Origin of the sequence: Salipiger sp. D13 (assembly GCF_003703915.1) — a bacterium.
Classification (GTDB): Bacteria; Pseudomonadota; Alphaproteobacteria; order Rhodobacterales; family Rhodobacteraceae; genus Salipiger; species Salipiger profundus.
This window is the reverse complement of sequence record NZ_ML112598.1, coordinates 36,952-61,052: the sequence shown is the minus strand read 5'-3', so window position 1 is coordinate 61,052 and position 24,101 is coordinate 36,952. Positions and strand designations below refer to the sequence as shown.

The 24,101-nt window shown below is 70.1% G+C and carries 20 protein-coding genes; 5 read left to right on the top strand and 15 right to left on the bottom strand.

The genetic code is table 11. From position 1 onward, the window contains the following. Positions 1 to 41: 41 nt before the first annotated feature. From D6860_RS13300 to dhaL (D6860_RS13290), 3 genes are read left to right on the top strand one after another with little or no spacing between them, the layout of a single operon-like run. On the top strand, positions 42 to 1,532 hold the full coding sequence (locus tag D6860_RS13300; protein ID WP_076625529.1) for a sugar ABC transporter ATP-binding protein: 1,491 nt from the start codon (positions 42 to 44) through the stop codon (positions 1,530 to 1,532). After that, a complete protein-coding gene (locus D6860_RS13295; RefSeq protein ID WP_076625531.1) occupies positions 1,525 to 2,526 on the top strand; it encodes an ABC transporter permease in 1,002 nt (333 codons plus the stop codon). Before D6860_RS13300 ends, D6860_RS13295 begins: the two co-directional genes overlap by 8 nt. Positions 2,527 to 2,529: 3 nt before the next feature. Beyond that, positions 2,530 to 4,302 (top strand): dihydroxyacetone kinase subunit DhaL, encoded by a 1,773-nt coding sequence (dhaL, locus tag D6860_RS13290; protein WP_242662656.1) that lies wholly within the window; start codon positions 2,530 to 2,532, stop codon positions 4,300 to 4,302. 50 nt (positions 4,303 to 4,352) lie between these two features. Here the strand turns inward: dhaL (D6860_RS13290) and D6860_RS13285 are convergent, their stop codons facing one another. The 11 genes from D6860_RS13285 to D6860_RS13235 all read right to left on the bottom strand — a co-directional run bounded on the left by D6860_RS13285 (position 4,353) and on the right by D6860_RS13235 (position 17,283). Continuing rightward, positions 4,353 to 5,297, bottom strand: coding sequence for a sugar-binding transcriptional regulator (locus D6860_RS13285; protein ID WP_076625532.1), 945 nt, complete (start codon positions 5,295 to 5,297; stop codon positions 4,353 to 4,355). A 210-nt stretch (positions 5,298 to 5,507) separates the two neighbouring features. Beyond that, positions 5,508 to 7,115 (bottom strand): GMC family oxidoreductase, encoded by a 1,608-nt coding sequence (locus D6860_RS13280; RefSeq protein ID WP_076625533.1) that lies wholly within the window; start codon positions 7,113 to 7,115, stop codon positions 5,508 to 5,510. Between the two features lie 3 nt (positions 7,116 to 7,118). Beyond that, positions 7,119 to 7,952, bottom strand: a complete 834-nt coding sequence (locus D6860_RS13275) for a shikimate dehydrogenase family protein (RefSeq protein WP_076625535.1) — start codon at positions 7,950 to 7,952, stop codon at positions 7,119 to 7,121. Positions 7,953 to 8,002: 50 nt separating this feature from the next. Then, positions 8,003 to 8,800 carry a 3-oxoacyl-ACP reductase FabG gene (gene fabG, locus D6860_RS13270; protein WP_076625536.1) on the bottom strand — a complete coding sequence of 266 codons (798 nt, stop codon included), beginning with the start codon at positions 8,798 to 8,800 and terminating at the stop codon, positions 8,003 to 8,005. Positions 8,801 to 8,802: 2 nt separating this feature from the next. Next, complete coding sequence (locus D6860_RS13265; RefSeq protein WP_076625538.1) at positions 8,803 to 9,507, bottom strand: ABC transporter ATP-binding protein; 705 nt, start codon at positions 9,505 to 9,507, stop codon at positions 8,803 to 8,805. Further along, complete coding sequence (locus D6860_RS13260) at positions 9,500 to 11,281, bottom strand: branched-chain amino acid ABC transporter ATP-binding protein/permease (protein WP_237218914.1); 1,782 nt, start codon at positions 11,279 to 11,281, stop codon at positions 9,500 to 9,502. Before D6860_RS13260 ends, D6860_RS13265 begins: the two co-directional genes overlap by 8 nt. An 11-nt stretch (positions 11,282 to 11,292) precedes the next feature. After that, positions 11,293 to 12,180, bottom strand: a complete 888-nt coding sequence (locus D6860_RS13255; RefSeq protein WP_076625540.1) for a branched-chain amino acid ABC transporter permease — start codon at positions 12,178 to 12,180, stop codon at positions 11,293 to 11,295. 71 nt (positions 12,181 to 12,251) lie between these two features. After that, positions 12,252 to 13,448 (bottom strand): ABC transporter substrate-binding protein, encoded by a 1,197-nt coding sequence (locus D6860_RS13250; protein ID WP_076625542.1) that lies wholly within the window; start codon positions 13,446 to 13,448, stop codon positions 12,252 to 12,254. Positions 13,449 to 13,495: 47 nt separating this feature from the next. Next, positions 13,496 to 15,226 (bottom strand): acetolactate synthase catalytic subunit, encoded by a 1,731-nt coding sequence (locus D6860_RS13245; RefSeq protein ID WP_076625544.1) that lies wholly within the window; start codon positions 15,224 to 15,226, stop codon positions 13,496 to 13,498. Between the two features lie 3 nt (positions 15,227 to 15,229). Continuing rightward, positions 15,230 to 16,231 (bottom strand): NAD(P)H-quinone oxidoreductase, encoded by a 1,002-nt coding sequence (locus tag D6860_RS13240; RefSeq protein ID WP_076625545.1) that lies wholly within the window; start codon positions 16,229 to 16,231, stop codon positions 15,230 to 15,232. Next, a complete protein-coding gene (locus tag D6860_RS13235; protein WP_076625547.1) occupies positions 16,228 to 17,283 on the bottom strand; it encodes a zinc-dependent alcohol dehydrogenase in 1,056 nt (351 codons plus the stop codon). Before D6860_RS13235 ends, D6860_RS13240 begins: the two co-directional genes overlap by 4 nt. 153 nt (positions 17,284 to 17,436) lie before the next feature. Between D6860_RS13235 and D6860_RS13230 the strand changes: the two genes are divergently transcribed. Beyond that, positions 17,437 to 18,117, top strand: coding sequence for a GntR family transcriptional regulator (locus D6860_RS13230; protein WP_076625548.1), 681 nt, complete (start codon positions 17,437 to 17,439; stop codon positions 18,115 to 18,117). A gap of 99 nt (positions 18,118 to 18,216) precedes the next feature. Then, the gene (locus tag D6860_RS13225; RefSeq protein ID WP_076625549.1) at positions 18,217 to 18,822 is read left to right on the top strand and encodes a rhodanese-like domain-containing protein; all 606 of its coding nucleotides are present in this window, start codon (positions 18,217 to 18,219) and stop codon (positions 18,820 to 18,822) included. A gap of 362 nt (positions 18,823 to 19,184) precedes the next feature. On the opposite strand, the gene D6860_RS13220 is transcribed toward D6860_RS13225, so the two are convergent. The 4 genes from D6860_RS13220 to D6860_RS13205 form a co-directional block, all read right to left on the bottom strand. Next, the gene (locus tag D6860_RS13220; protein WP_179949498.1) at positions 19,185 to 20,219 is read right to left on the bottom strand and encodes a transketolase family protein; all 1,035 of its coding nucleotides are present in this window, start codon (positions 20,217 to 20,219) and stop codon (positions 19,185 to 19,187) included. Continuing rightward, positions 20,216 to 21,070 (bottom strand): transketolase, encoded by an 855-nt coding sequence (locus D6860_RS13215; RefSeq protein ID WP_076625551.1) that lies wholly within the window; start codon positions 21,068 to 21,070, stop codon positions 20,216 to 20,218. Before D6860_RS13215 ends, D6860_RS13220 begins: the two co-directional genes overlap by 4 nt. A gap of 160 nt (positions 21,071 to 21,230) precedes the next feature. After that, complete coding sequence (gene dhaL / locus D6860_RS13210; protein ID WP_076625552.1) at positions 21,231 to 22,973, bottom strand: dihydroxyacetone kinase subunit DhaL; 1,743 nt, start codon at positions 22,971 to 22,973, stop codon at positions 21,231 to 21,233. Positions 22,974 to 22,984: 11 nt separating this feature from the next. Beyond that, positions 22,985 to 23,797 carry a sugar phosphate isomerase/epimerase family protein gene (locus D6860_RS13205; protein ID WP_076625553.1) on the bottom strand — a complete coding sequence of 271 codons (813 nt, stop codon included), beginning with the start codon at positions 23,795 to 23,797 and terminating at the stop codon, positions 22,985 to 22,987. Between the last annotated feature and the right edge of the window lie 304 nt (positions 23,798 to 24,101).

Genomic DNA, 24,101 nt, shown 5'->3' with positions numbered 1-24,101 from the left:
CAACGGCCCGCCGATCTTTTCATTCCAAGGGAGGACTCCGCATGGCCTATCTCGAGGCCCGCGGCCTTGGCCGCGACTTTCCCGGCGTCACCGCGCTTGACGATGTCGACATCGACATCTCCTCCGGCCGCACCCACGTGCTCGTCGGCGAGAACGGCGCCGGCAAATCCACCTTCGTCAAGATGGTCACCGGGACCGACCGGCCGAGCCGCGGCACCATCCGCATCGACGGCAAGGACGCCCACGACCACCCCGAGCTGTTCCGCTACGTGGCCTATGTCCCGCAGGAGCTGAACCTCTTCCCGCACATGAGCGTGGCCGAGAACCTGCTGATGCCCTTCGCCCGCTCGGGGCACCACGGCATCGTGCGCAGGCGCGCGCTCGAGGCCGAGGCGCAGACCTATCTCGACCGCTTCGGCATCGAGGCGCGGCCCTCGGACCTCGTGCGCAACATCTCGGTGCCCGACCAGCAGCTTCTGCAGATCGCCCGGGCCTCGACGAACAAGGACATGAAGGTCCTGATCCTCGACGAGCCGACCTCTTCGCTGACGCCGATCGAGGTCGAACGGGTGTTCCGAGTCATCCGCGATTTCCACGACCGTGGCGTCGCCGTGGTCTTCATCTCGCACAAGATGGACGAGGTCTTCGACATCGGCCACGACTACACCGTGCTGCGCAACGGCCGGAAGATCGAGGCCGGCAAGCTCTCCGAGGTGAACGAAGAGGCGCTGATCCGCGCCATGTCGGGCCAGAAGCTCGAACTCGGCACCGTGTTCCGCCCGGAGTCCGAACGCGGCGCAGCGCTGCTCGAGGTCGACGGCCTGTCGGGCCCGCGCTTCGACGACGTGAGCTTCACGCTCGACGCCGGCGAGATCCTCGGCTTCGCCGGGCTGGTGGGCTCGGGCCGGTCGGAGCTGATGCAGACCATCTTCGGCTTCCGCAAGGCGCGCGGCGGATCGGTGCGCATGAACGGCGAGGACTGGCCGCTCGGCGACACCACGAAAAGCGTGCGCGGCGGGATGCTCTACCTCTCGGAAGAGCGCAAGCATCACGGCATCTTCCCGAACCTGTCGCTGCGCGAGAACATCGGCCTGTCGATCACCGACCTGACGAACTCGCCGCTGGGGATATCCGCCAGCAAGGAACGCGCCGCCGTCGACGGCATCATCGACGACTACGAAATCCGCACCGCCTCGCGCGAGAAGAAGATCTCGTTCCTGTCGGGCGGCAACCAGCAGAAGGCGATCATCGGCCGCGCGATGGCCATGGCGCCGAAGATCCTGATCTTCGACGAGCCCACCAAGGGCATCGACGTCAGGACCAAGGCCCAGATCTACGGGATCATGAAATCGCTCGCGGAAAAGGGGATCGGCATCATCCTCGTCTCGTCCGAGATGGACGAGCTTCGCAAGTGCGCGAGCCGCATCATCACCATGCATTCCGGCCGGGTCACCGGCGAATTCGACAGCGCCACGACCGAGGGAGAACAGCTCGTCGGGGCCATCTTTGCCAGGGAGGCGGACCATGTCTGACATCAACGAAACCGCGGGCGGCTCGACGTCCGGCCGCAAGGGGGCGCTGATGGAGCTCATGCGGCACCCCATCCTCGGCGTGCTCGTCGTGCTGGTGGTCATCTTCGTGGCCTCGGCGCTGCTCTCGCCCTACTTCCTCACGCCCTACAACCTGAGCGTCGTGGCGCGCGGGCTGGCCTTCGTCGCGCTGGTGACGATCGGGCAGGCCTCGCTGATGATCCTCGGCGAGCTCGACCTCTCGCTCGGCACCATCGGCGGGCTGAGCGGCATCCTGGTCGGGATGCTGATGGTCAACGTCGGCCTGAACCCGTGGCTCGCGATCCTGATCGCGCTGGCCATCGGCTCGGCGCTCGGCTTCATCAACGGCTTCCTCACCGCCAAGCTCAAGCTGCACTCGCTGGTGCTGACCATCGGCACCGCGGGCATCTACGGCGGCGCCATCCTCGTGCTGACGCGCGGCGTGGCGATCACCGGCATCCCGCGCGAGATCCAGTTCCTCGGAAGCGGCAGCCTGCTCGGCGTGCCGATGCCGTTCATCATCATGCTGGTGATGCTCGCCGCCGGTGCGTTCCTGACGCTCAAGACCCCCTTCGGCCGCTACATGTATGCCATCGGCAACAACCGCGACGCGGCCCGGATGCTCGGCATCCCGGTGGACCGTATCCGCATCCTCGTGTTCGTCATGGCAGGCTTCCTGTCGGCGCTGGCCGGGGTGCTGCTGGTGGCGCGGCTCGGCACGGCGCAGCCCTCGATCGGCGACGCATGGGTGCTCGGCCCGATCGCGGCGGCGGTCATCGGCGGCGTCGCCACCACAGGCGGCGTCGGCATGATCGTCGGCGCCATCTTCGGTGCGGGCATCATTGCCATCATCGAGAACATCATCGTTCTCTTCGGCGTCTCCCCCTACTGGCAGGGGATCGTCAGCGGTGCGATCGTGGTGATCGCCATTTCCTTCGACGCAATCTCGCGGCACTGGCTGCGGAAAGAGAGCTGAACCATGAACATCATGTCATCCGAACACCGCGCGAAGAAGCTCATCAACGCGCCCGAGGACATCATCTCGGAAGCCATCGCCGGCATGGTCGGCGCCCACCCCGACATGCTGCGCCTCGAGGGCAACACCGGCCGCGCCGTGGTGGCGCTCGACGGGCCGCGTGACGGCAAGGTCGGCGTCGTGGTCGGCGGCGGCTCGGGCCACGAGCCCGCCTTTGCCGGCTACGTCGGGCGCGGCCTTGCCGACGCGGCGGCGGTGGGCAACGTCTTCGCCTCGCCCTCGCCCGAGCAGATCCTCGACGCGACGCGCGCCGTCGACGGTGGCGCGGGCGTGGTCTACCTGTACGGCAACTACACCGGCGACGTCATGAACTTCGACATGGCCGCCGAAGAGGCCGCGACCCTCGGGATCGAGTGCCGCTCGGTCGCCGTGGCCGACGACATCGCCTCGGCGCCCAAGGGGCGCGAGGGCGAACGGCGCGGCATCGCCGGCGACTTCTTCGTCTTCAAGATCGCCGGGGCCGCCGCCGAGGCGGGCCGCGACCTTGCCGGCGTCGAGGCCGCCGCGCAGCACGCGCTGGCCTCCACCCGGTCGATGGGCGTGGCGCTGACCCCCTGCTCGATGCCGCAGACCGGCAAGCCGAACTTCGAGATCGGCGACGACGAGATGGAAATCGGCATGGGCCTGCACGGCGAGCCCGGCATGCGCCGTGGCGACATGGCCTCCGCCGACGAGGTCGTCGACGAACTGATGGCGCCGATCCTCGACGAGATGGCGTTTCGGCCCGGCGACGAGGTCGCGGTGCTGGTCAACGGTCTTGGCGCGACCGGCCTGCTGGAACTCTACATCCTGCACCGCCGCGTTGCCGCGATCCTCGCCGAGAAGGGCGTGAAGATCCACTATTCGTGGGTCGGCGAATACGCCACCTCGCTCGAGATGGCCGGCGCCTCGATCACGCTGATGAAGCTCGACACCGACCTGCGCAAGCTGCTCGACATGCCCTGCCGCACCCCGGCGCTGACCGTCGGCACCCTGCAGGACGCGCCGCGCCAGGCGCGCTCGACCGTCTCGGCGCGCCCGGTGGCCGAGACCGCCCGCGAGGAAAGCCGCAGCCGCGAGCTGGCCACCGACGGGCCGATCACCCCGGCGCTCTTCCGCACCATGATGGTCGCCGCCGGCGAACGCATCTCGACCGAGGCCGACCGGCTCTCGGCGCTCGACGGTGTCATCGGCGACGGCGACCACGGCGTGACAATGGACATCGGCTGGAAGGCGGTCCGCGACGCGCTGGCGCAAAGCCCCGAGGACGAGACCATCGAGACCTCGTGCAAGCGCATGGCCAAGGCGTTCCTCGACGCCGTGGGCGCCTCGTCCGGGCCGCTCTACGCCACCGCCTTCCTGCGCGCGGGCACGGCGGTGAAGGACCGGCTGAACCTCGACGCGGCCTCGATGGCCGCATGGATCGAGGCCGCCTGCGAGGGCGTGCGCGAGCGCGGCCGGGCCGCGCCGGGCGACAAGACCATGGTCGACGCCTGGGTGCCTGCCGTCGAAGAGGCGCGCGGCGCGGTGACCGGCGGTGCCGACGTTCTGGGCTGTCTGGATGCCGCCTGCGAGGGCGCCGAGCGCGGCATGAACGCCACCCGCGACATCGAGAGCAAGCGCGGGCGCTCGTCGAAGCTGGGCGCGCGGTCCGTGGGTCACATCGACCCCGGCGCGGCCTCGACCGTGGTGATCCTCACCGCGATGCGCGACACCGCCCGCGAGGCGCTGGCCTGAACCGGGCCTGAACGCGGCCTGAACCGGGCCCTCGACAAGAGCCCCGGGCGTCAGCTTTCGAGCAGCGCCCGGGCCACCCCCTCGTTGGTCGCGAGACGGTTGACGTAGCCACCGCGCAGGATCGCCCGCATCACGGTGAGCTTGTTCATGCCCCCCGACACGAGGATCGACTCCGGCTTCATCTTCAGCTTGTCCGGCGGCAGCGCGATGATCGTGTCGTTGATGAAGTGATCGACCGGCCGGCCATCGGCGTCGATGAAGCAGCCCAGGATCTCGCCCACGGCCCCGGCGGCGACGATGTCGTCGAGATGGTCCTTGATGACCCGCACCTGCGTGAGCGAGCTCATTTCCTCGACCGAGCCGCAGCTGACCAGCGCCACGTCGGCGATCTCGGTGCGGGCCAGCACGTCGGTCAGCTCGTCGATGAGCAGCAGCGCGTCGCGCGCATCGCGCGAGGCGCAGTAGATCGGCGCTGTCAGGTAGTGGCATTCGACCCCGAGCGTCTGCGCCGCCTCGGTCGCCACGTCGAAGGAATTCGACCCCGTCGCGCGGGTGATGCCGCCGATCAGACCGACCACCCAGCTGCCGTCGTTGGGCCGCGCCGTCATCCGCCGCACGACGCTCGACAGCGTCCGCCCCGAGCCGATCCCGATACCGAGGTCGAGCCCCTTGATCAGCGGGTTCACCATGTGGCCGGCGGCCTCGCCGATCATCTGCTTCTGCTGCAGGAAATCGTCGAGATCGGGCACCACGACCACCTCGTCGAGCCCGTATTTCACCGCCACCTTCTCGGCCGCCTCGCGGCACGAGATCAGCGGCATCTCGAGCTCGATGCGGACGCGGCCCTCGCTGCGCAGTTGCCCGATGATCCGGTTGACCTTGAGACGGGTGATCTGCAGCCGGTCGGCGATGTCCTTCTGGGTGAGCCCCGCCACGAAGTAGTACCAGCCCACGCGGGCGCGTTCGTCCTCGATCTCGAATTCGTCGCTGCGCATCTCGCTCCACCGTGCCGGGCGGGCGGCATGATGTCATGGCCCCACCCGCTCCTACAATGGCGCAAGCCATGGTTGCGGTGAAGCGGACAATGCCAGACCCTTCGTGTCGGCAAGGCCTAACATCTTCGCGCGCGGAAAACATGGCCAATCGCGCCGCCGGCTGACGGCGGGAGGGGCGCCGTTGCGTCGCAAAACCGCCGCGCGCCGCGCTCAGGCGGTCCGGTCGCGTCCAAGGATGAAGTCGGCGCCACGCTCGGCCAGCATGAAGACGGCGGCCTGCGCGTTGCCGGAAACCTGCGTCGGCATCACCGAGGCATCCACCACCCGCAGCCCCGCGACCCCGCGCAGCCGCAACTGCGGATCGACCACCGCGTCTGGGTCGCCGCCCATCCGGCAGGTGCCGGCGGCGTGGTAGATCGTCTGGCCGTTGCGCCGCGCGAACGACAGCCAGTCCGCGCGCGCGGTGCACTCCGGGCCCGGCGACATCTCGTGGTCGCGCCAGTCGTCCATCGGTGCCGCCTCGACGATGCGGCGGCCCGCGATCATGCCGTCGATCATCGCACGGCAGTCCTCCTCGGTGGCAAGGAAGTTCGGACGGATCGCCGGCTGGTCGTCGATCCGAGGCGAGACCGCGTGGATGCTGCCCCGGCTCTCGGGGCGCAGCTGCGTCACCCCGAGCGTCATGCCCGGCGCGCGTTCGAGCTTGCGCTCGGCGGCGTTGGCATAGCTCGCGTGCATGAAGAAGAACTGCACGTCGGGGCCGGCCAGCCCCGCGCGGGTGCGGATGAACCCGTGCGCGAGACCGGTGCCATAGGTCAGGATGCCCCGCCGCGACAGCGCGTAGCGCAGCACCTCGCGGACGAGGCGCGGCCCCCGGCTCAGTTCGTTGAGGGTATCGGGGCGGCGCACCCGCCAGTTCAGCCGCGTGCAGAAGTGGTCGGAATAGTTCTCGCCCACCTCGGGCGCCTCGACGCGGACCTCGATGCCGAGGTCGCGCAACCGCTCCGGGTCGCCGATGCCCGACAGCTCCAGCAGCTGCGGCGTCTGCACCGCGCCGGCGGCGAGGATCACCTCGCGGTCGGCGGCGATCACCGCATCCCCGCCCGGCCCCGCGACACGCACGCCGGTCGCCCGGCCCTCGGCGATCTCGACGCGGGTGACGCGCTGGCCGGTGCGGATCTCGAGGTTCTTCCGCCCCTGTACCGGCGCAAGATAGGCGGCGTAGGCGCTCGCGCGGCGGCCATTCTTCTGGTTGACCTGATACCAGCCGACGCCATCCTGCGCGCGGCCGTTGTAATCGGGGTTGCGCGGGTGGCCGGCGGCCTCGGCGGCGGCAAGGAAGGCCTCGCCGATGGCGGGGCGCTCCTGCACCTCGCAGAGATCGAGCGGGCCGTCGTGGCCGCGCAGCCCGTCGGGGTCGGGACCGGCGTAGCGTTCGAGGCGCCGGAACACCGGCTCGACGCGGTCCCAGCCCCAGCCGGTGCAGCCGCCCTGGGCCCAGCCGTCGTAATCCTGCGGCTGGCCGCGCACGTAGATCATGCCGTTGATGAGCGTCGAGCCGCCCAGCCCCTTGCCGCGCGGAATGGCGATCTCGCGGTTGCCGGTCGCGGGCTCGGGGTCCGAGGTGAAGCGCCAGTTGAAGCGCGGGTTGGTCAGCAGCTTGTAGAAACCCGCCGGGATCTGCACCCAAGGGCTGCGCGGGCGCGGCCCGGCCTCGAGCAGCAGCACCCGGGTCGACGGGTCCTCCGACAGCCGGCTCGCCAGCACGCAGCCGGCGGTGCCGCCGCCGACGATGATGTAGTCGAAACGCTCGGCCATGGCTCAGCCCCCCGGACCGGGGGCCGGCGCCGCCGCGCCGATGGCCCCCATGTGCCGCGCCATCAGCTCGATCTGGCAGCGCAGCATCGGCAGGCCCGGGTGGCAGCGCGCCCCGCGTGCCGCCGCGGCGGCGAGAAGCGGCGTCTCTTCCGGGTCCATGATCGCCTCGGCGACGACCTGGCCCGCGTGCAGCGCCTCGACCGGCAGCGGCAGCGGATCGCCCGCGCGCAGTCCCAGCGAGGTCGCGTTGACCACGATGTCGTAGCCGCCCACGTCCGCCGCATCACCCCGGCCCTCGGCCGCGCAGGACGGGTAGGCCTGCGCCACCCGCGCGGCGAGATCCTCGGCCTTTGCCGCCGTCCGGTTGAGGATGGTGAGCGCGCCCGCGCCGGCCTCGGCGAGCGCGAAGGCGATGGCCGAGGCCGCCCCGCCCGCACCCGCCAGCAGCACCCGTGCGCCGCCGGGATCGATGCCCGCCTGCCGCAGTCCCGCGACGAAGCCGATGCCGTCGAGCATCGCGCCGATCATCCGCCCGTCGTCGTCGCGGCGCACGCAGTTCACCGCGCCGATGCGCGCCGCGTCGCCCTCGACCGCGTCGCAGAGCCCCAGCATCGCGGGCTTGTGCGGCACGGTGGCGATGAAGCCGCCGAAATTGCGCATCATGCGCAGCCCGTCGAGCGCCTGCCGCAGCCCGTCGGGGGCGACATGCATGGGCACGAGCACCCCGTCGACGCCGTGGCGCGCGAAGACCTCGGCCATGACCTGCGGCGTCTTCACGTGGGCGATGGGGTCGGCGAGGATGCCGAATAGGCGGGTGTGTCCGGTGATCTGGGGCATGTCTCTCGGGAGTCGTGTTCGGGTGGGGACCGGGCGTGCGCCGCCCGGCGTCAGGTCATGCAGAGGCCGCCGGCCACGTCGATGGTCTGGCCGGTGACGAAGCTCGACTCGGGGCTGGTGAGCCAGAGCGCGGTGTCGGCTACCTCCGCCGGCTCGCCGAGGCGTCCGAGCGGGGTGCGGGCGACCTCGGCTTCGTTGAGCTCGGGCGCGACGCCGGCGACCATGGGGGTGGCGATGCGACCCGGCGCCAGCGCGTTGACACGGATACCGTGGGGGCCGAGCTCGCCCGCGATATGCTTGGTGAAGCCGATGATCGCCGATTTCGTGGCGGCGTAATGGCTGGCGACGATGGGAAAGAAGGTCTTGCCCGCCACCGACGAGGTGTTGACGATCCAGCCCTCGCCCGCCTCGACCATGGCCGGGCTCAGTGCCCGGATGCAGTTGAAGCTGCCGGTGAGGTTCACGTCGACCACGCGGCGCCATTCATCGGGGTCCATCTCCCAGACCTTCTGCGCCCGGCCCGCGTGCTTGGGCGAGATGCCGGCGTTGTTGACGAGCGTGTCGAAGGCGCCGCCCATCTCGGCCTCGGCGGCGGCGACGGCGGCGGTGAGACTGGCGTAGTCGCTCACGTCGCCGGTCATCGCGACGCCCCGGCCCGGCAGCCCCGAGACCGCGGCGGCGACCTCGCCCGCGTCGATGTCGAAGACGCCGACGATGGCGCCCCGGCGGGCAAAGGCCTCGGCCATGGCCAGCCCGATGCCCTTGGCCGCGCCGGTGACGAGCACCCGTCGGCCGGCGTGACTGTCGCGCGTGGCGTGGCGCTCGGCGGTGATTTCGCGTGTGGTCATGCTCAGATCCCCAGGTAGGCCTGCCGGACGTGGTCGTTCTGCAGCAGCGTCTCGGCGTCGTCGCTCAGCACCATGCGGCCGTTCTCAAGCACGTAGCCCCGGTCGGCGGCCTTGAGCGTGTGAAAGACGTTCTGCTCGACGATCAGCACCGTGGTGCCGGTGGCCGCCACCTGCGCGATGACCTCGAACACCTGCGAGACGATGATCGGCGCCAGCCCCAGCGAGGGCTCGTCGAACATCAGCAGCTTCGGCCGTGCCATCATGCCGCGCGCGATGGCGACCATCTGCTGCTCGCCGCCCGACAGCGACGAGGCGTGCTGGTCGAGCCGTTCGCGCAGCCGCGGGAACAGCTCGAGCACCTCGTGCAGCGTGTCGTCCTGGTAGTCGCGGGCGTGGCGGCTGTAGGCGCCCATCAGCAGGTTGTCGCGGACGGTCATGTCCGGGAACAGCTGCCGCCCCTCGGGGATCAGGGTCACGCCCCTGTCCACCGTCTCGTGGGCGGCGAGCTTGGTGATGTCGCGGCCCTCGAAGGTGATCGCCCCGGTGCGCGGCGTGACCAGCCCCGAGATCGTGCGCAGGAGGGTGGTCTTGCCGGCGCCGTTGGCGCCGACGATGGTGACCACCTCGCCCGGTTCGACGTGCAGCGACACGTCCTGCAGGATCACCGTCGAGCCGTAGCCCGCATCGACGTTGCTGACCTCAAGCATGGGTGAAATCCTTTCCCAGGTAGGCCTCGATCACGCGCTCGTCGCGCACCACCTCGTGCGGGTCGCCCTGCGCGATGATCTGGCCGGAGTTGATGACGATGACGCGGTCCGACAGCGACATGACCGCCTGCATCACGTGCTCGATGGCGATGATGCTGACGCCGGTGTCGCGGATCGACAGCATCAGGTCGACGGCGCGGCGCACGTCGGTCTGGTTGATGCCGGCCATGACCTCGTCGAGCAGCAGCACGCGCGGCTCCATCGCCATGACGCGGGCGACCTCGAGCCGCTTGAGCCCGCCGATGGTGAGGCTCGCGGCCTCGGCATCGAGGTAGGGGCCAAGGCCCATCCGGTGGGCGGTCTCGCGCGCCGCCTCGCGGGCGTCGCCCACGTGCGGGTGGCGGTGGAAGGCGCCGACCATGATGTTCTCTTCCACGGTCATCGCCGCGAAGGGTTGCACGATCTGGAAGGTCCGCCCGACGCCGAGGCTGGCGAAGTCGCCCGGCGTCACCGGCTCCTGCCATTCGCCCGAGGGCGACAGCACCGAGACCCGGCCCTGGTCGGGCTTGAGGAAGCCCGAGAGCATGTTGAAGACGGTGGTCTTGCCCGCGCCGTTCGGCCCGATCACGCCGAGGATCTCGCCCTCGCGCAGGGTGAAGCCCACGTCGTTGGTGACATGCAGCCCGCCGAAGTGCTTCTGCAGTCCCTCGACCCGCATCACCTCGCGGCCCGGCTCGTGCGGCACCGCCGAGCGCGGCGCGGCCGAGACGGGCGCCGCCTGTTCGCCCTCGGTCCGGCCGGAGCCGGCGGTGAAGCGGTGGACCACCCCCATGATGCCGTTCGGCAGGAACAGCACCACCAGCATCAGCACCACGCCGTAGACGAAGCCGTGCAGTCCGATGGCCTCGGAGCCAAGCGCGCCGCGGGCGAACTCGGTGATCGGCACGAGCAGCATGGCGCCCAGCAGCGGGCCCCAGACGGTGCCGATGCCGCCGATCAGCGCGAACATGGCGATCTGGATCGAGAACTGCAGCGAGAACATCGATTCCGGCTCGATGAAGGTCAGATACATCGCGTGGAAGGTGCCGACCATCGCCGACAGCGCCGCCGAGACCGATACCGCCATCAGCCGCACCTTGACGGTGCCGACGCCGGCGGCCTTGGCCGCGCTCTCGCGCTCGCGGGTGGCGACGAGGTAGAAGCCCAGCCGGTGCGAGCGGATCGCCCAGGCCACCGCGAGGCAGACCAGCAGCATCCCGAAGGCGATGAGCAGCGCCGGCAGGCGTTCGCGGAACACCATCCACTCCCAGCCGATCTTGAGCGGGATCATCAGGCCGGTGGCACCGCCGGTGAGCTCGCGGAAGTGCAGCGCGAGCACGCGGAACACCTCGAGGAAGGCGATGGTGGCCAGCGCGAAGAACGGCCCGTGCAGCCGGAAGCAGGGCCACGAGACGACGATGGCGGCGACCACCGCCACGGCGGCGCCGGCGAACATGCCGATCCAGGGCGAGACCCCGAGGTTCACGAGGATCACCCCGGCATAGCCGCCGATGCCGTAGAAGATGGCGTGCCCGAGCGAGAGCTGCCCGGCGTAGCCGCCGACGATGTTCCACGCGGTCGAGAGCGCCGCGAAGATGCAGATGGTGATGAAGATGTGGTAGACGAACTCGTCCCCGACGGCGACGGGCACCGCGATCAGCGCAGCCAGCAGCACCGCCACGGCGATCAGGCCCGTTTTCGGCGCGGTAAGCACGCCCGGGGTCTGGCGGGTCATGGTTGTCTCGGTCATGGCGATACGTGGCTCAGGTTCATGCGGGTGCCGAACAGGCCCGACGGTTTCAGGATGAGGATCAGCAGGAAGATCGTGAACACCACGGCCTCGCGCAGGTCCGAGCCGATGTAGAAGCCCGACAGCGCATCCACGAGCCCGATGACCAGCGCCCCGAAGAAGGCGCCGGGGATCGAGCCCAGCCCCCCGAGCACGACGCAGACGAAGGCGATCAGCACGAAGTAGGTGCCGATGGTCGGCGACGTCGGGTAGAGCGGCGCGATCAGCGACGAGCCGAGACCGACGCAGGCGGCGCCGAGCCCGAAGGTCAGGATGTAGATGAACTTGTCGTTGATCCCCATGAGACGCGCGGCGGCGCGGTTCTGCGCGGTGGCGCGGATGGCGCGGCCGGTGCGGGTCTTCTTCATGAAGAGCTGAAGGCCGATCACCAGCACGATGGCGGCGACGAAGACCCAGAGCTGCCCGGTCAGGATCCGCACCTCGCCGAGCATCACCTGGCTGCGCACGCCGTGCGCCGGGGTGTTGGCGATGTCGGCGCCGAAGATCAGCAGCGCGAGGTTCATCAGCGCCGTCGACAGGCCGACCGTGGCGAAGATCTGGACGTGTTCGTCGCGCGCCGTCATCAGCGGCTGGATCAGCAGCCGCTGGGTCAGCGCGCCCAGCACGAAGAGGGCGGGCGCCACGGCGGCGGCGGTCAGGTAGGGGTGCACGTCGAGCCCGGTGCTCAGCAGGAAGGTCAGGTACATGCCGACCATGAGGAACTCGCCGTGGGCGAAGTTGATCACCTTGACGATGCCGAAGATCAGGGTGAGCCCGACCGCCACGATGGCGAAGAGCCCGCCGAGCATCAGCCCGTTGGCGACAATCTGAAGAAAGGTGTCCATGTCTCGCGCGTCTCCGGTAAGGGGTCGCGCCGGGCCGCCCGGCAGGGATGGGGCGGCCCGGCCCGGTGGCGTCAGTCGCCGACCATGAAGTCGGCCACGGCGGCGTCACTGGGGTAGACGGTGACGAGCTTGCCGCCCTGCCACTGCATCCCCATCATCATCGCGCGTTCGTTCTGGTTCTGCTCGCCGAACTTCACGCCGTAACCGGCCGCCGTCTCGCCCGAGGGGATGTCGATCGCCTCGACCGCCGCGACGATCTGGTCGGGCTCGAAGCCCTCGCCCTCGCCGATGCCCTCGAGAATGGCCATGGCACCCACGTAGTTGTTCAGCGAGTGACCCGAGCGCGGATCCTCGCCGTACTTGTCCTGGTAGGCCGACAGGAAGTCCTCGAGACCGGGGGTGAACTCGGTGTTCACGGCGTATTGCGTGAAGTCCACGTCGAGCACGCCCTCCATCTTGTCGCCCACCGCCTCGGCGGTCGCGGTCAGCGAGTAGCCACCGCCGCCGCCGATGATGGCGTCGGGCTCGAAGCCGGCCTCGGCGGACTGGTTGAGGAACAGCACCGAGTCGTTCTGGTAGGAGGTCTGCAGCACCACGTCGACGTCGCGGTCCTTGAGGTCGAGCACGAGCGACGACATGTCCACGGTCGAGCTCGGGTAGCCCTGCACGGTGACGATGTTGAGCCCCTTCTCGGCGCCGTATTCCTCCTGGTGGCCGGCGACCGAAGTGCCATAGGCGCTGTCCTCGTGGATCACGCCGATCTTCAGCTCCGAGGGCTCGACCCCGAGGCCGGGCGCGATCTTGTCGACGATCATGTCGATGGTCATGATGCCCATCGTCTCGGCGGTCGGGTTGGTGCGGTAGAGATACTGCAGGTCGCGGCCAGTGACCTCGTCGGCGACGGCGCCGAGCTCGAAGTAGGGGATGCCCGACAGCTCGGCGACCTGGCTCGCCGCGATCGAGCGCGACGAGGAATAGGTGCCGAGGATCGCCTTGACGCCCTCGCGGCTGATCAGCCGGCGGGCCTCGCCGATGGCCTGGTTGTTGTCGACCGCGTCGCCGCGCACCAGCTCGATCTGCTCGCCCTGGATGCCGCCGGCGGCGTTGATCTCCTCCACCGCCAGCTCGACGCCGCGGAAGCTTTCCTCGCCCAGCAGCGCGAGCCCGCCCGAGAACGGGAACAGCGCGCCGAACTTGACGTCGGCCTGGGCCGCGCCCGCGACAAGCGCGGAGACGGCGGTGGCGGCAAGCAATGCCTTGAGTTTCATGTGGTAGTTCCTCCCTTTTGACGGGCCCTCCAGCCCGGTTGATGCGCTCAGTAGTCGAGCGCCTCCTTGCCTTGGAACGAGGTGATCGGCGGGTGTGCCCGCTCGTCGGTCACCACGTCGATGACGGTGACGTCGTCCTTGCCCATCGCCTCCTCCAGCGCGGGCAGGAACTGCTCCGGGCGCTCGACCCGGACACCGTGGCAGCCCACCGCGCGGGCGATGGCCGCGTGATCGACGGCGGTGAAATGCACCACGTCGGTATGGTCTCCGAAGAGGCTGAGCTCGGCGTGCTTCTGGTAGCCGAGGATCTGGTTGTTGAGCACCACGACCACCACCGGCAGCTTCATCCGCCGCGCGGTCTCGAGTTCGCCCCAGACGTGGCCGAAGCCGCCGTCGCCGGTGAGGCAGACCACCGGCGCATCCGGGCGCGCGGCCTTGGCGCCGATGGCGAAAGGCAGCCCCCAGCCGAGACCGGCAAGCCCGCGCGGCGTCAGGAAGCGCTGGCCGGCGCGGCGGGCCGTGAGCCCGTTGGCGATCCAGATCGAGGCATAGCTCGCGTCGGCCACGGCGATGCCGTCCTCGGGCAGCACGCTGTCGAGGTCGCGCATCAGACGCTCGGGGCGGATCGGCGCGGCCTCCCAGTCGATCAGCGTCTCCATGTCGCGCGCATGCGCCGCGCGGCCCTCGCCGATGCGCGTCTCGAGCGCCGGGCGCCGGGTGTGCATCGCCGACAGGTCGTGCTGGCCGAGCGCGTCCGCAAGCTGGTCGAGCGTCAGCCGGGCGTCGCCCTTGAGCCGCAGCGCCTCGTAGTTGCGCCCGATCTCGCCGCCGTCGATGTCGATATGGATGTAACGCGCGCCCTTGGGATAGAGCGACCAGCTGTCGGTGCCGTTCTGGTTGGTGCGGTTGCCCACCAGCAGCACCACGTCGGCATCGCTCACCAGCTCGCGCTGGTGCGAGGCCATCCCGCCCGGTGCCATGAAGTAGCCCACGACGCCCAGCGACAGCGGATGCGTCTCGGCAACCGCGCCCTTGCCCATCACGGTGGTCGCGACCGGCAGTCCCATCTCCTGCAGGCGCCCCAGCGCCTCGACCGCCTGCGAGCCGTGCACGCCGCCACCGGCGATCACCACCGGCCGCTCGGCCTCTGCCAGCAGCGCCGCGGCCTCGGCGACGCGGGCCGGATCGGCGCCCATGCGGTCGAGCGGCCATTGGCCGAGATCGGCCTGCCGGCGCGGCGCGTCGGGGGAAAGCTCGGGGCGCTCGTCGAGCACGTCGAGCGGCACCAGCAGCACCGCCGGCCCCGGCCGCCCCGAGGCGGCGGCGGTGAAGGCCATGTCGATGTAGTCGTCGATGCGCTCGACGTCGGCCACCCGGCGCACCCATTTCGACACGCCGTCGAACAGCGCGAAATGGTCGAGCTCCTGGAAGGCGTTCTTGTCGGTGAACTTGCGGTGCACGTCCTGCACGATGGCGACGGTCGGCACCGAGGCCTTGTAGGCCTCGGCCAGCCCCGGCACCAGCAGCGTGGCGGCGGGGCCGTTCTGCGCGGTGACGACCGGCACCCGGCCCGACAGCCGGGCATAGGCGTCGGCCATCGCGGCGCCGCCGTTCTCGGTGCGGTAGCCGACCTGCCGGATGCCGTAGTGCGGCGCGGCGAGGATCAGCGCCGAGGGCAGCGACTGGCCGAAGATCTCGGTCACGCCGTGGCGCGCGAGGGCGGCGGCCATGACATGGGCACCGGTGGTGTTGGCGGCGGGGCGGTCCATGACGGTCATGGCTCAGGTCTCCGATTTCATGAGAAGGACGATCTTTCCGACGTGCTCGCCGCCATCCATGCGGGCATGGGCGCTGGCGACATCCTCGAGCGGAAAGGTGGAATCGACCGGCGGCCGCACCTTGCCGCTGGCCAGCAGCGGCACGACGTGCTCGGTCAGCGCGCGGGCGAGCTTCGCCTTCATCTCCACGGGCCGCGCCCGCAGGGTCGAGGCGGTGAGCGTGCCGCGCTTCATCAGCAGCGGCAGGAAGTCGACCTCGGCCTTGCTGCCCTGCTGGAAGGCGATCTGCGAGATCCGCCCGTCAGGCGCCAAGAGGTCGATGTTGCGCTGCATGTAGGGACCGCCGATCATGTCGAGGATGACATCCGGGCCGGTGCCGCCGGTGAGTTCGCGGGCGACTTCGACAAAATCCTGCGTGCGGTAGTTGATGGCGTGATCGGCTCCGAGCTTCAGCGCCGCCTCGCATTTCGCGTCGCTGCCGGCGGTCACGATGACGGTGGAGCCGAGCGCCCTGGCAAGCTGGATCGCGGTGGTGCCGATGCCGGAGGTGCCGCCGTGGATCAGCAGCGTCTCGCCCGGCTGCAGCGCGGCGCGCTCGAAGACGTTCGACCAGACGGTGAAGAAGGTCTCGGGCACCGCGCCGGCCTCGGCCATGCTCAGCCCCTCGGGCACCGGAATGGCGATCGGCGCGTCGAGCACCGCCCAGTCGGCATAGGCGCCGGAATGCACGAGCCCCATCACCCGGTCGCCGATCTCGAAGCCGGTGACATCGGGCCCGAGCGCCGCGACGACGCCTGCCAGCTCCAGCCCGAACACGTCCGAGGCGCCCGGCGGCGGCGGGTAGTTGCCCTGCCGCTGCATCACGTCGGGCCGGTTGACCCCGGCGGCGTGAACCTCGATCAGCAGCTGGCCGGGACCGGGGTCGGGGCGCGCGGTCTCGACCACGCGCAGAACCTCGGGGCCGCCGGCCCCCTCCGCAATCACGGCGCGCGTCGTATCGGTCATGTCGTCTGTCCTTTGGTCTGGTCAGGAAGAAGAAGCACCTTCATCGCCCCGCCGCCGCGGGCGAGGTCGAAGGCCGCCTCGCCCTCGGCGAGCGGCAGGCGATGGGTGATGAGATGCGCGAGCGCGTCGCCGCGCCGCGCCAGCAGCGCGATGGCCTCGGCAAAGGCCCGCGCGGTGGTGTCGTGGACGCCGCGCAGCTGCTTCTTCTCGCGCACCAGCCGCGACAGGTCGAGTTCGCAGGGCTGCGCGTGGATGCCGGCGGCGACGAAGATCCCCTCGGGGCGAAGCACCGACAGCCCCTGCCCGACCGACGCCGCGGCGCCGGTCGCCTCGATCACCCGGTCGCAGCGGCCGCCGAAGGTCTCGCGAACGGCGGCGTCCAGCCCTTGCTCCGACAGGTCGCAGGTCACCGCGATGCCCATGCGCTCGGCGATGCGCAGCCGCGCGCCGTCGTTCAGCCCGACCAGCAGCACCCGCGCGCCGCGCTCCTGCGCGACGAAGGCACACGCGGCGCCGATCGGACCGGGGCCCAGCACCACCACGCGGTCGCCGGCGCCCACCTCGGCCACGTCGACGGCATTGACCGCGATCGACAGCGGCTCGGTCAGCGCGGCACGGTCGAAGGCCAGCGCGTCGGGAATGCGGTGCAGCACGCCCGCCGGCACCCGCACCCGCTCGGCGAAGCCGCCGTCGCGATGCAGCCCGACGATCCGCCGCGCCTCGCAGGCCGACGGCCGGCCGGCCCGGCATCCGTCGCAGTCGCCGCAGGGCACCGTCGGCCAGCAGACCACCCGGTCGCCGACTTCGAGACCCGCCACCCCGCTGCCCGTGGCGGTCACGGCGCCGGCGAACTCGTGGCCGATGGTCAGCGGCAGGAAGGGCTCCATGAAGCCGTAGCTCGGATCCCAGGCCGCGGCGTGCAGGTCGCTGCCGCAGATGCCCGCGGCACGGATCGCGACCTCGACCTCGCCGGGGCCGGGCTCGGGGCCGTCAAAGCCTGTCCGGACGAGGTCCACACCTCTCCCGGCACGTGTCTTGCGCAACGCAAGCATCGTTCGGATTCTCCTCCTCGGGGCCCCGCATTCTCCCGATACGGGGCAACCAGCACGCTGGACTGGATTTCGACTCAGTTATATTTTATTTGTTATAACAGTAAAGGCGGGATTTGTGCTAACCTGTCAAGCATCAGAGGTGGAGCGGATAAAATGTCAGAAATTTCAAACGACTGGGCCAAGCCCATCGAACGCGAAAACCTGAGCGACCGGGCCTACACCACGATTCGAAACGCCCTGATGCGCGGCCAGCTGAAGCCCGGAGAGCGGCTTCGCCTGCGCCCGCTGTCGGAACGCTTCGGCATCTCGCTGACCCCCATGCGCGAGGCGCTGTTGCGGCTGGTGTTCGAACGCGCGATGACCTTCGACGAGCGGGGAACCGTGGTGGTGCCCTCGCTGACGCTGGCCCAGTTGCAGGAAATCCGCAGCATCCGCATGGACCTCGAGGGCAAGGCGGCAGCCTCGGCCGCGGCCCACGTCACCCCCGAGGAGCTGCAGACGCTGCGCGACATCCAGGCGGGCATCGCCGACTGCCACGCCCGCCAGTCCTTTGCCGACGCGGTGCATCTGAACACCGAGTTCCACCTCGGGCTCTGCCGCGCCGGGCGGCTGCCGATCACCTACGACCTGGTCGAGAACCTCTGGGTGCGCTGCGGCCCGATCCTGTCGCATCTCTACGACGCGGGCGTGCCGCCGAACTGGGTGCCGCACCCGCACGAACGCATCCTCGACGCGCTCGAGGCCGGCGACGCCGAGGCCGCCGAGGCCGGCATCCGCTTCGACATCGAGATGGGCGGACAGGGCCTGCTGAAACACGTCTCCGCCGGGGGCTGAGGGCGCGACGGGGCTGGTCAGGACCGCGCGGGCGGCGCACACTGGCCCCGGTCGCGCGCATCGGGAGGGCGCGCGACCGGACCAGAGGAGGAGGACACCATGCTGAACCCCGTGCTGAAACCCGTTCTGACGGCGGCCCTCGTGCTCGCTGCAACCGCCGCCACGGCGGACCCGGTCGGCATCACCCGCGACATGATGAGCGTCACCGTCGACACCCCGCAGGGCCCCGTCGAGATCGCGCGGGTGCAGGACAACGACGCCGTGTTCGAGGGCGATTTCGCCCGCATCGCACGCCCCTGCCCCGATTTCTGCATCCAGCCGATGATCCCCGCCGAGGGCGTGACCCCGGTCGGCGAACTGGAAATGCTGGCGTTCCTGAACGATCCCGAGGTGGTGGTGATCGACGGCCGGGTGCGCCGCGACTTCGCCGGCGGCTCGATTCCCGGCGCGATCAACGTGCCCTACACCGAGGCGTCGGACCGGCTCGGAGAGCTCGGCTGCGAGCCGGATTTCGACGGCTGGATCTGCGACGGAGACGACGTGAAATCCGTGGCGCTCTACTGCAACGGCCCGTGGTGCGGCCAGTCTCCCACCGCCGCCCGCCGGATGATCGCGGCAGGCTTCCCGGCCGGGAAACTCTACTACTATCGCGCCGGCATGCAGGGCTGGCGGATGCTGGGCCTCACGGTCGCGATGCCGGAGTAAACCCCGCGCGCCTCGCCACCGGACACAACAGGATCGCCTCACCCCGGCGCCCACTGCTGCACGTGCCGCACCGCTCGCCTGCGTCGGTCACGGACGCACCGGCCGCAGCCGGAGAATGGCCTCCGCCCTTGATCAGACGCGTCCCCACCCGATCGACAGCCCCCCGACCCGCATCCTCCCGTGGTCCACGCGCCGGCGGCGGCCCGCCCCACGAAGACCCCCGCACGCCAACGGCCCCACCCCACGGCACCCCCGGCTTCTTCTGGCCAGAAATATTCCTGGGGGGAGGCTCGCCAGAGCCGGGGGGCAAAGCCCCCCCTGCCGCCCTCGCCACCCAGAACGCCCTCGGACCCCGAAGCGCCTCAGAGCCAGCCGCGGATCTGCTCGGCGACCTTCTCGACCGACAGGCCGTACATGTCGTGCAGCGTCGGCAGGGCGCCGGCCTCGAGGAACGCGTCCGGCAGGCCGATCATGCGGAACTCCGGCGTCACCCCCGCGCGCAGCAGCGTGCCCGCCACCGCCTCGCCGAGGCCGCCGTTCACCGTGTGGTTCTCGGCGGTGACGACCAGCCGCCCCGACCGGCCCGCCTCGGCGAGGATCGTCCCGGTGTCGAGCGGCTTGATGGTCGGCACGTGCAGCACCGCCACGTCGACGTTGTCGCCGGCGAGCTTCTCCGCCGCGTCGAGTGCCCGCATGGTCATGATCCCCGACGAGATCACCAGCACGTCGTGCCCCTCGCGGATCATCTGGGCGCGACCCAGCTCGAAGCGGTAGTCGGGCTTGTGGCGGGTCAGCACCGTGGGCACCTTGCCGCGCAGCAGGCGGGCGTAGACCGGCCCGTCGTGGGCGATCATCGCGGGCACCATGCCGGCCACGTCGCAGGCGTCGCAGGGGTCGATCAGCACCATGTTCGGCAGGCCACGGAAGATCGCAAGGTCCTCGGTCGCCTGGTGGCTGGGGCCGTAGCCGGTGGTCAGGCCGGGCAGCGCGCAGGCGATCTTGACCGGCAGGTTCTCCTCGGCGATGGCCATGGCAATGAAGTCATAGGCCCGCCGCGCGGCGAAGACCGCGTAGGTGGTGGCGAAGGGGACGAAGCCCTCGCGCGCCATCCCGGCGGCGGCCGACATCAGCAGCTGCTCGGCCATGCCCATCTGGTAGAAGCGGTCGGGCATCGCGTTGGCGAAGACGTGCAGGTCGGTATATTTCGACAGGTCCGCCGACAGCCCCACGATGCGCTCGTCGGCCCTGGCCGCCTCGACCAGCGCGTGCCCGAAGGGCGCGGGGGTGGCGTCATACCCTTCGGCGGCAAGCGAGGCGATCATCGCGGACGTGGCGACGTTGCCGCCCTTCGGCACCTGCCGGGGTTCGTACTTCCGGGCCATGGAATCATGGGTCATTGCGGTTTCCCCTCGTCCAGCTTCGCAAGCGCCTGCGCCCATTCGTCGGCCTCGACGCGGACGAAGTGGTTCGACTCGCGCGCCTCGAGGAAATCGACGCCCTTGCACATGGTGGTGTTGCAGATGATCACCCGCGGCTTCGGCTCCGCGAGGTTGCGCGCGGCATCGAAGGCCGCGACCAGCGCGCCGAGATCGTTGCCGTCGACCTCCTGCGCGTGCCAGCCGAAGGCCTCCCACTTGGGCGCCTCGGGACCGACCGCCAGCGCATCGCGCGACGGGCCGTCGGCCTGCTGGTTGTTGAAGTCGACGATGCAGATCAGGTTGTCGAGCTTCCATTGCACGGCGGACATCACCGCCTCCCAGGTCGAGCCCTCGCCGAGCTCGCCGTCGGACATCAGGTTGTAGACGACGCTGTCGCTGCGCTTGCGCTTGAGTCCCAGCGCCGCGCCCACGGCGATGCCGAGCCCGTGGCCGAGCGAGCCGCCGGTGATCTCCATCCCCGGCGTGTACGAGGCCATGCCCGACATCGGCATCCGGCTGTCATCCATGCCGTAGGTCTCGAGCTCTTCCTCGGGCAGGATGCCCGCCTCCATCAGCGCCGAGTAGAGCGCGATCGCGTAGTGGCCTATGGACAGGTAGAAGCGGTCGCGCCCCTCCCACTCGGGGTCGTCGGGGCGCAGGCGCATCGCGTGGAAATAGGACGTGGCGAGCACGTCGGCGACGCCGAGCGCCTGCCCGATGTAGCCCTGTCCCTGCACCTCGCCCATGCGCAGCGCCTTGCGGCGGATGTTCCAGGCGCGCATCTCGAGCGACATGTTCGAGCCCGCGCCGGGCTGTGGGGTGTCGGTCATGTGGTCCTCCCTCGGGGTGGTCGTTGGCCCCTGCCCGCACCGGCGCCCCCGCAGGTCGGAGGCCGTCATCGGGCGCGCAGCGGGCGGGCCGCGCGTCGCGTGACGCGCGCGGCAAATGGTCTCCGGCGGACCACGGCCCGCCGGAGGTCAGGTCTTCGGCTCAGGCCGACAGCGCCCTGTGCATGGCGACGAGCATCACGTGGGCCGAGGCCGCGCCCGGGTCCACGTGGCCGAGCGAGCGCTGCCCGAGCTTCGCCGAACGGCCCCGGCGGCTCTCGATCTCGGCGGTGTAGTCGCGACCGTTCCGCGCGCCGGCGCAGGCTGCCTCGAGGCAGGCCGACACGTCTCCGCCCGACTGCAGCGCTTCCTTGGCCTTGGCCACGGCGGGCACCCAGGCGTCGATCATCGTCTTGTCGCCGACCTGCGCGCCGCCGCGCGACTGGATGCCGGCGCAGATGCCCTCGACCCAGGCGACCACGGCCCCGGCATCGAGGTTTAGCCGGTCCGACACCGCTTCGCCCGCCTTGCGGAAGGCCGAGGCGTAAAGCGGCCCCGAGGACGCGCCGACGGCGTCGAGAAACGCCTTGGCCATGCGGGTGCTGGTCTGCGTGATGGTCTCGTCGACCGGCGCGGCGAGTTCCTTGCGCACGGCGGACCAGCCGATGTCCATGGTGACGCCGTGGTCGCCGTCGCCGATCACCCCGTCGAGCTCGGAGAGCCAGTCGCGGTTGTCGTGGATCGCCTCGCCCACGGCGAGCATCATCCGGCGGAAGGTCTCGGGCGTGACCGGGCCGTCCTTGGCAAGCGTGCTGCGGTCGACCTCGGCCGCGCCGGCGGTGCCGTCGTGGCTGCGCTTGGTCAGCGTCCCGGCGGGCGCGAGGGTGCCCGCGACCGTGAGCGCCGGGGTGCGGCAGGGCATGTCGAGCAGGGTCTTGAGGTCCGCGTCGAGCTTCAGCAGCGTGATCGAGGCCCCCGCCATCTCGAGCGAGGTGCAGTATTCGCCGACCCAGCTGTAATGGATCTTCACGCCGCGCCCGCCGAGGATCTGCGTCACCCGGCGGTGCAGGATGTAAAGCTCCAGCAGCCCGGTCGCGCCAAGGCCGTTGACCAGCACCGCGACCTCGTCGCCCTGCCCCAGCTCCATGTCGGCGAGGATCGCGTCCATCAGCTCGTCGCTGACCTCGTCGGCGGTCTCGAGCGCGCCGCGCCGCATCCCGGGCTCGCCGTGGATGCCCATGCCGATCTCCATGTCCCGCGCGCCGAGCTCGAAGTTCGGCTTGCCGGTCTGCGGCAGCGAGCAGGCGCTGAGCGCCACGCCCATCGAGCGGCAGTTGGCGTTGGCATGCACCGCCGCCGCGTGGCAGGCGGCAAGGTCGCGGCCCTGCTCGGCCGCCGCACCGGCGATCTTGAACACGAAGAAATCGCCCGCGATGCCGCGCCGCTCGCCTTCGCGCCCCTTGGGGGCCGAGGCGACATCGTCGGTCACCGCGACCGAGCGGGCGGGGATGCCGATGGAGTCGCATTCCTCGGCGGCCATGTCGAAGTTCATCACGTCGCCGGTGTAATTGCCGTAGAGGAACATCACGCCGGCGCCGCCCTCGACGGCGCGGGCCGCGTCCATGATGTGCTCGGGCGAGGGCGAGGCGAAGACGTTGCCCACCGCCGCCGCGTCGGCAAGGCCGCGCCCGACGTAGCCCGCAAAGGCGGGCTCGTGGCCCGAGCCGCCGCCGATCACGATACCCACCTTGCCGTCGCGCGGGCCGTCGCGCGCGATCAGCGCGCGGCGCGTGGCGCCTTCGACCCGCAGCAGGTCGGGATGCGCCGAAAGCATCCCCTCGATCGCCTCGGGGATGATGTCCTCGGGCGCGTTCATCAGTTTCTTGGTGCGGATGTCGTCGGTCATGTCGTCCCCCCTCACTTCACGAATCCCTTCGCCGCCGCCACGGTGCGTTCGATCCACGGCTGTTCCCTGGCAATGGCGTCGTCGAGCGTGCCGCCCTCGATCATCAGCCAGTGCTCGAGGATCACGCTCATGTCGGCCGGGCAGTGCGCGAGCTGCTCCAGCGTCCAGGCGAGCGGCGCACGCCCGTCGCCGAGCGGCACCCCGTGGATGCGGAAGCCGACGCCATACTTGTCCGGCGTGATCTCGTAATCCTTGAGGTGCAGGTTGATCGTGTAGGGCGCGAGCAGCTTGATCGTCTCTTCCGGCCACTCGTTCGCACAGATCGAGTTCGCCACGTCGAGGCAGACGCCGAGATGGTCGTCGTTCACCGCGTCGAGCAGCTCGACCATGCGCGGGCTGGGGTAGTTGAAGTGATTCTCGATGGCGATCTTCATGCCGGCAGCGCGGGCCGCGTCGACACGCGGGCGCAGCTGTTCGGCGAGCTCGGCAACCGGGATGTGACCGTCGGCCTCGTCGAGCGCGACGCGCAGGATCTTCGCGTGCAGACGCTTGCCGATCTCGATGTAGCGGTCGACCTCGTCGGCGTCGAAGCACTGGGTGCCAAGCTCGAGCACCAGCCCCTTTTCCTGCGCGGTCTCGTAGAGCCGATGGTGGTCGGCCTCGTCGAGACGGTCGAGCGGCATGTTGTCGGCGTATTGCACGACCTCGAGCCCGAGCGCCTCGGCGCGATCCAGAAGATCGAATGCGGTCAAGGGCCTGGCGGGCACCTGGTCCTTGATGCCGATGGACCAGCGATAGGCGTAACTGCCCAGTCCGAGTTTCATGGTGTCCTCCCGTGTCTGCATCCCGGGCGCGGCCTGCGCGGCCGCCTGTCATGGCACCGCCATGGGCATTTGCCGGGTCCGGGACATCAGAGCACCAAAGCGGCGCGGAATCTGTGAAGAAATCCTAAACAGGAATTTAAGTTTCCTTTCTTGTTTGAAAGCCCGCCAACCTGCCATGCTCAGCGTCAGCCGCGGCCTGAGGAGAGCCGCACGGGAGGATCAGACACACCGCCGCCGCCAGCGGGCCCAGTGAGGCCCTGCCGTCGTCGGCCCGCACGTCGCCCCATCCCGTACACATGATACG

What these genes read in the sequence shown, in the direction of transcription:
- D6860_RS13300 (WP_076625529.1), top strand. Translation starts at nt 42, where the DNA reads ATGGCCTATCTCGAGGCCCGCGGCCTTGGCCGCGACTTTCCCGGCGTC.
- D6860_RS13295 (WP_076625531.1), top strand. Translation starts at nt 1,525, where the DNA reads ATGTCTGACATCAACGAAACCGCGGGCGGCTCGACGTCCGGCCGCAAG.
- dhaL (WP_242662656.1), top strand. Translation starts at nt 2,530, where the DNA reads ATGAACATCATGTCATCCGAACACCGCGCGAAGAAGCTCATCAACGCG.
- D6860_RS13285 (WP_076625532.1), bottom strand. Translation starts at nt 5,297, where the DNA reads ATGCGCAGCGACGAATTCGAGATCGAGGACGAACGCGCCCGCGTGGGC.
- D6860_RS13280 (WP_076625533.1), bottom strand. Translation starts at nt 7,115, where the DNA reads ATGGCCGAGCGTTTCGACTACATCATCGTCGGCGGCGGCACCGCCGGC.
- D6860_RS13275 (WP_076625535.1), bottom strand. Translation starts at nt 7,952, where the DNA reads ATGCCCCAGATCACCGGACACACCCGCCTATTCGGCATCCTCGCCGAC.
- fabG (WP_076625536.1), bottom strand. Translation starts at nt 8,800, where the DNA reads ATGACCACACGCGAAATCACCGCCGAGCGCCACGCCACGCGCGACAGT.
- D6860_RS13265 (WP_076625538.1), bottom strand. Translation starts at nt 9,507, where the DNA reads ATGCTTGAGGTCAGCAACGTCGATGCGGGCTACGGCTCGACGGTGATC.
- D6860_RS13260 (WP_237218914.1), bottom strand. Translation starts at nt 11,281, where the DNA reads ATGACCCGCCAGACCCCGGGCGTGCTTACCGCGCCGAAAACGGGCCTG.
- D6860_RS13255 (WP_076625540.1), bottom strand. Translation starts at nt 12,180, where the DNA reads ATGGACACCTTTCTTCAGATTGTCGCCAACGGGCTGATGCTCGGCGGG.
- D6860_RS13250 (WP_076625542.1), bottom strand. Translation starts at nt 13,448, where the DNA reads ATGAAACTCAAGGCATTGCTTGCCGCCACCGCCGTCTCCGCGCTTGTC.
- D6860_RS13245 (WP_076625544.1), bottom strand. Translation starts at nt 15,226, where the DNA reads ATGACCGTCATGGACCGCCCCGCCGCCAACACCACCGGTGCCCATGTC.
- D6860_RS13240 (WP_076625545.1), bottom strand. Translation starts at nt 16,231, where the DNA reads ATGACCGATACGACGCGCGCCGTGATTGCGGAGGGGGCCGGCGGCCCC.
- D6860_RS13235 (WP_076625547.1), bottom strand. Translation starts at nt 17,283, where the DNA reads ATGCTTGCGTTGCGCAAGACACGTGCCGGGAGAGGTGTGGACCTCGTC.
- D6860_RS13230 (WP_076625548.1), top strand. Translation starts at nt 17,437, where the DNA reads ATGTCAGAAATTTCAAACGACTGGGCCAAGCCCATCGAACGCGAAAAC.
- D6860_RS13225 (WP_076625549.1), top strand. Translation starts at nt 18,217, where the DNA reads ATGCTGAACCCCGTGCTGAAACCCGTTCTGACGGCGGCCCTCGTGCTC.
- D6860_RS13220 (WP_179949498.1), bottom strand. Translation starts at nt 20,219, where the DNA reads ATGACCCATGATTCCATGGCCCGGAAGTACGAACCCCGGCAGGTGCCG.
- D6860_RS13215 (WP_076625551.1), bottom strand. Translation starts at nt 21,070, where the DNA reads ATGACCGACACCCCACAGCCCGGCGCGGGCTCGAACATGTCGCTCGAG.
- dhaL (WP_076625552.1), bottom strand. Translation starts at nt 22,973, where the DNA reads ATGACCGACGACATCCGCACCAAGAAACTGATGAACGCGCCCGAGGAC.
- D6860_RS13205 (WP_076625553.1), bottom strand. Translation starts at nt 23,797, where the DNA reads ATGAAACTCGGACTGGGCAGTTACGCCTATCGCTGGTCCATCGGCATC.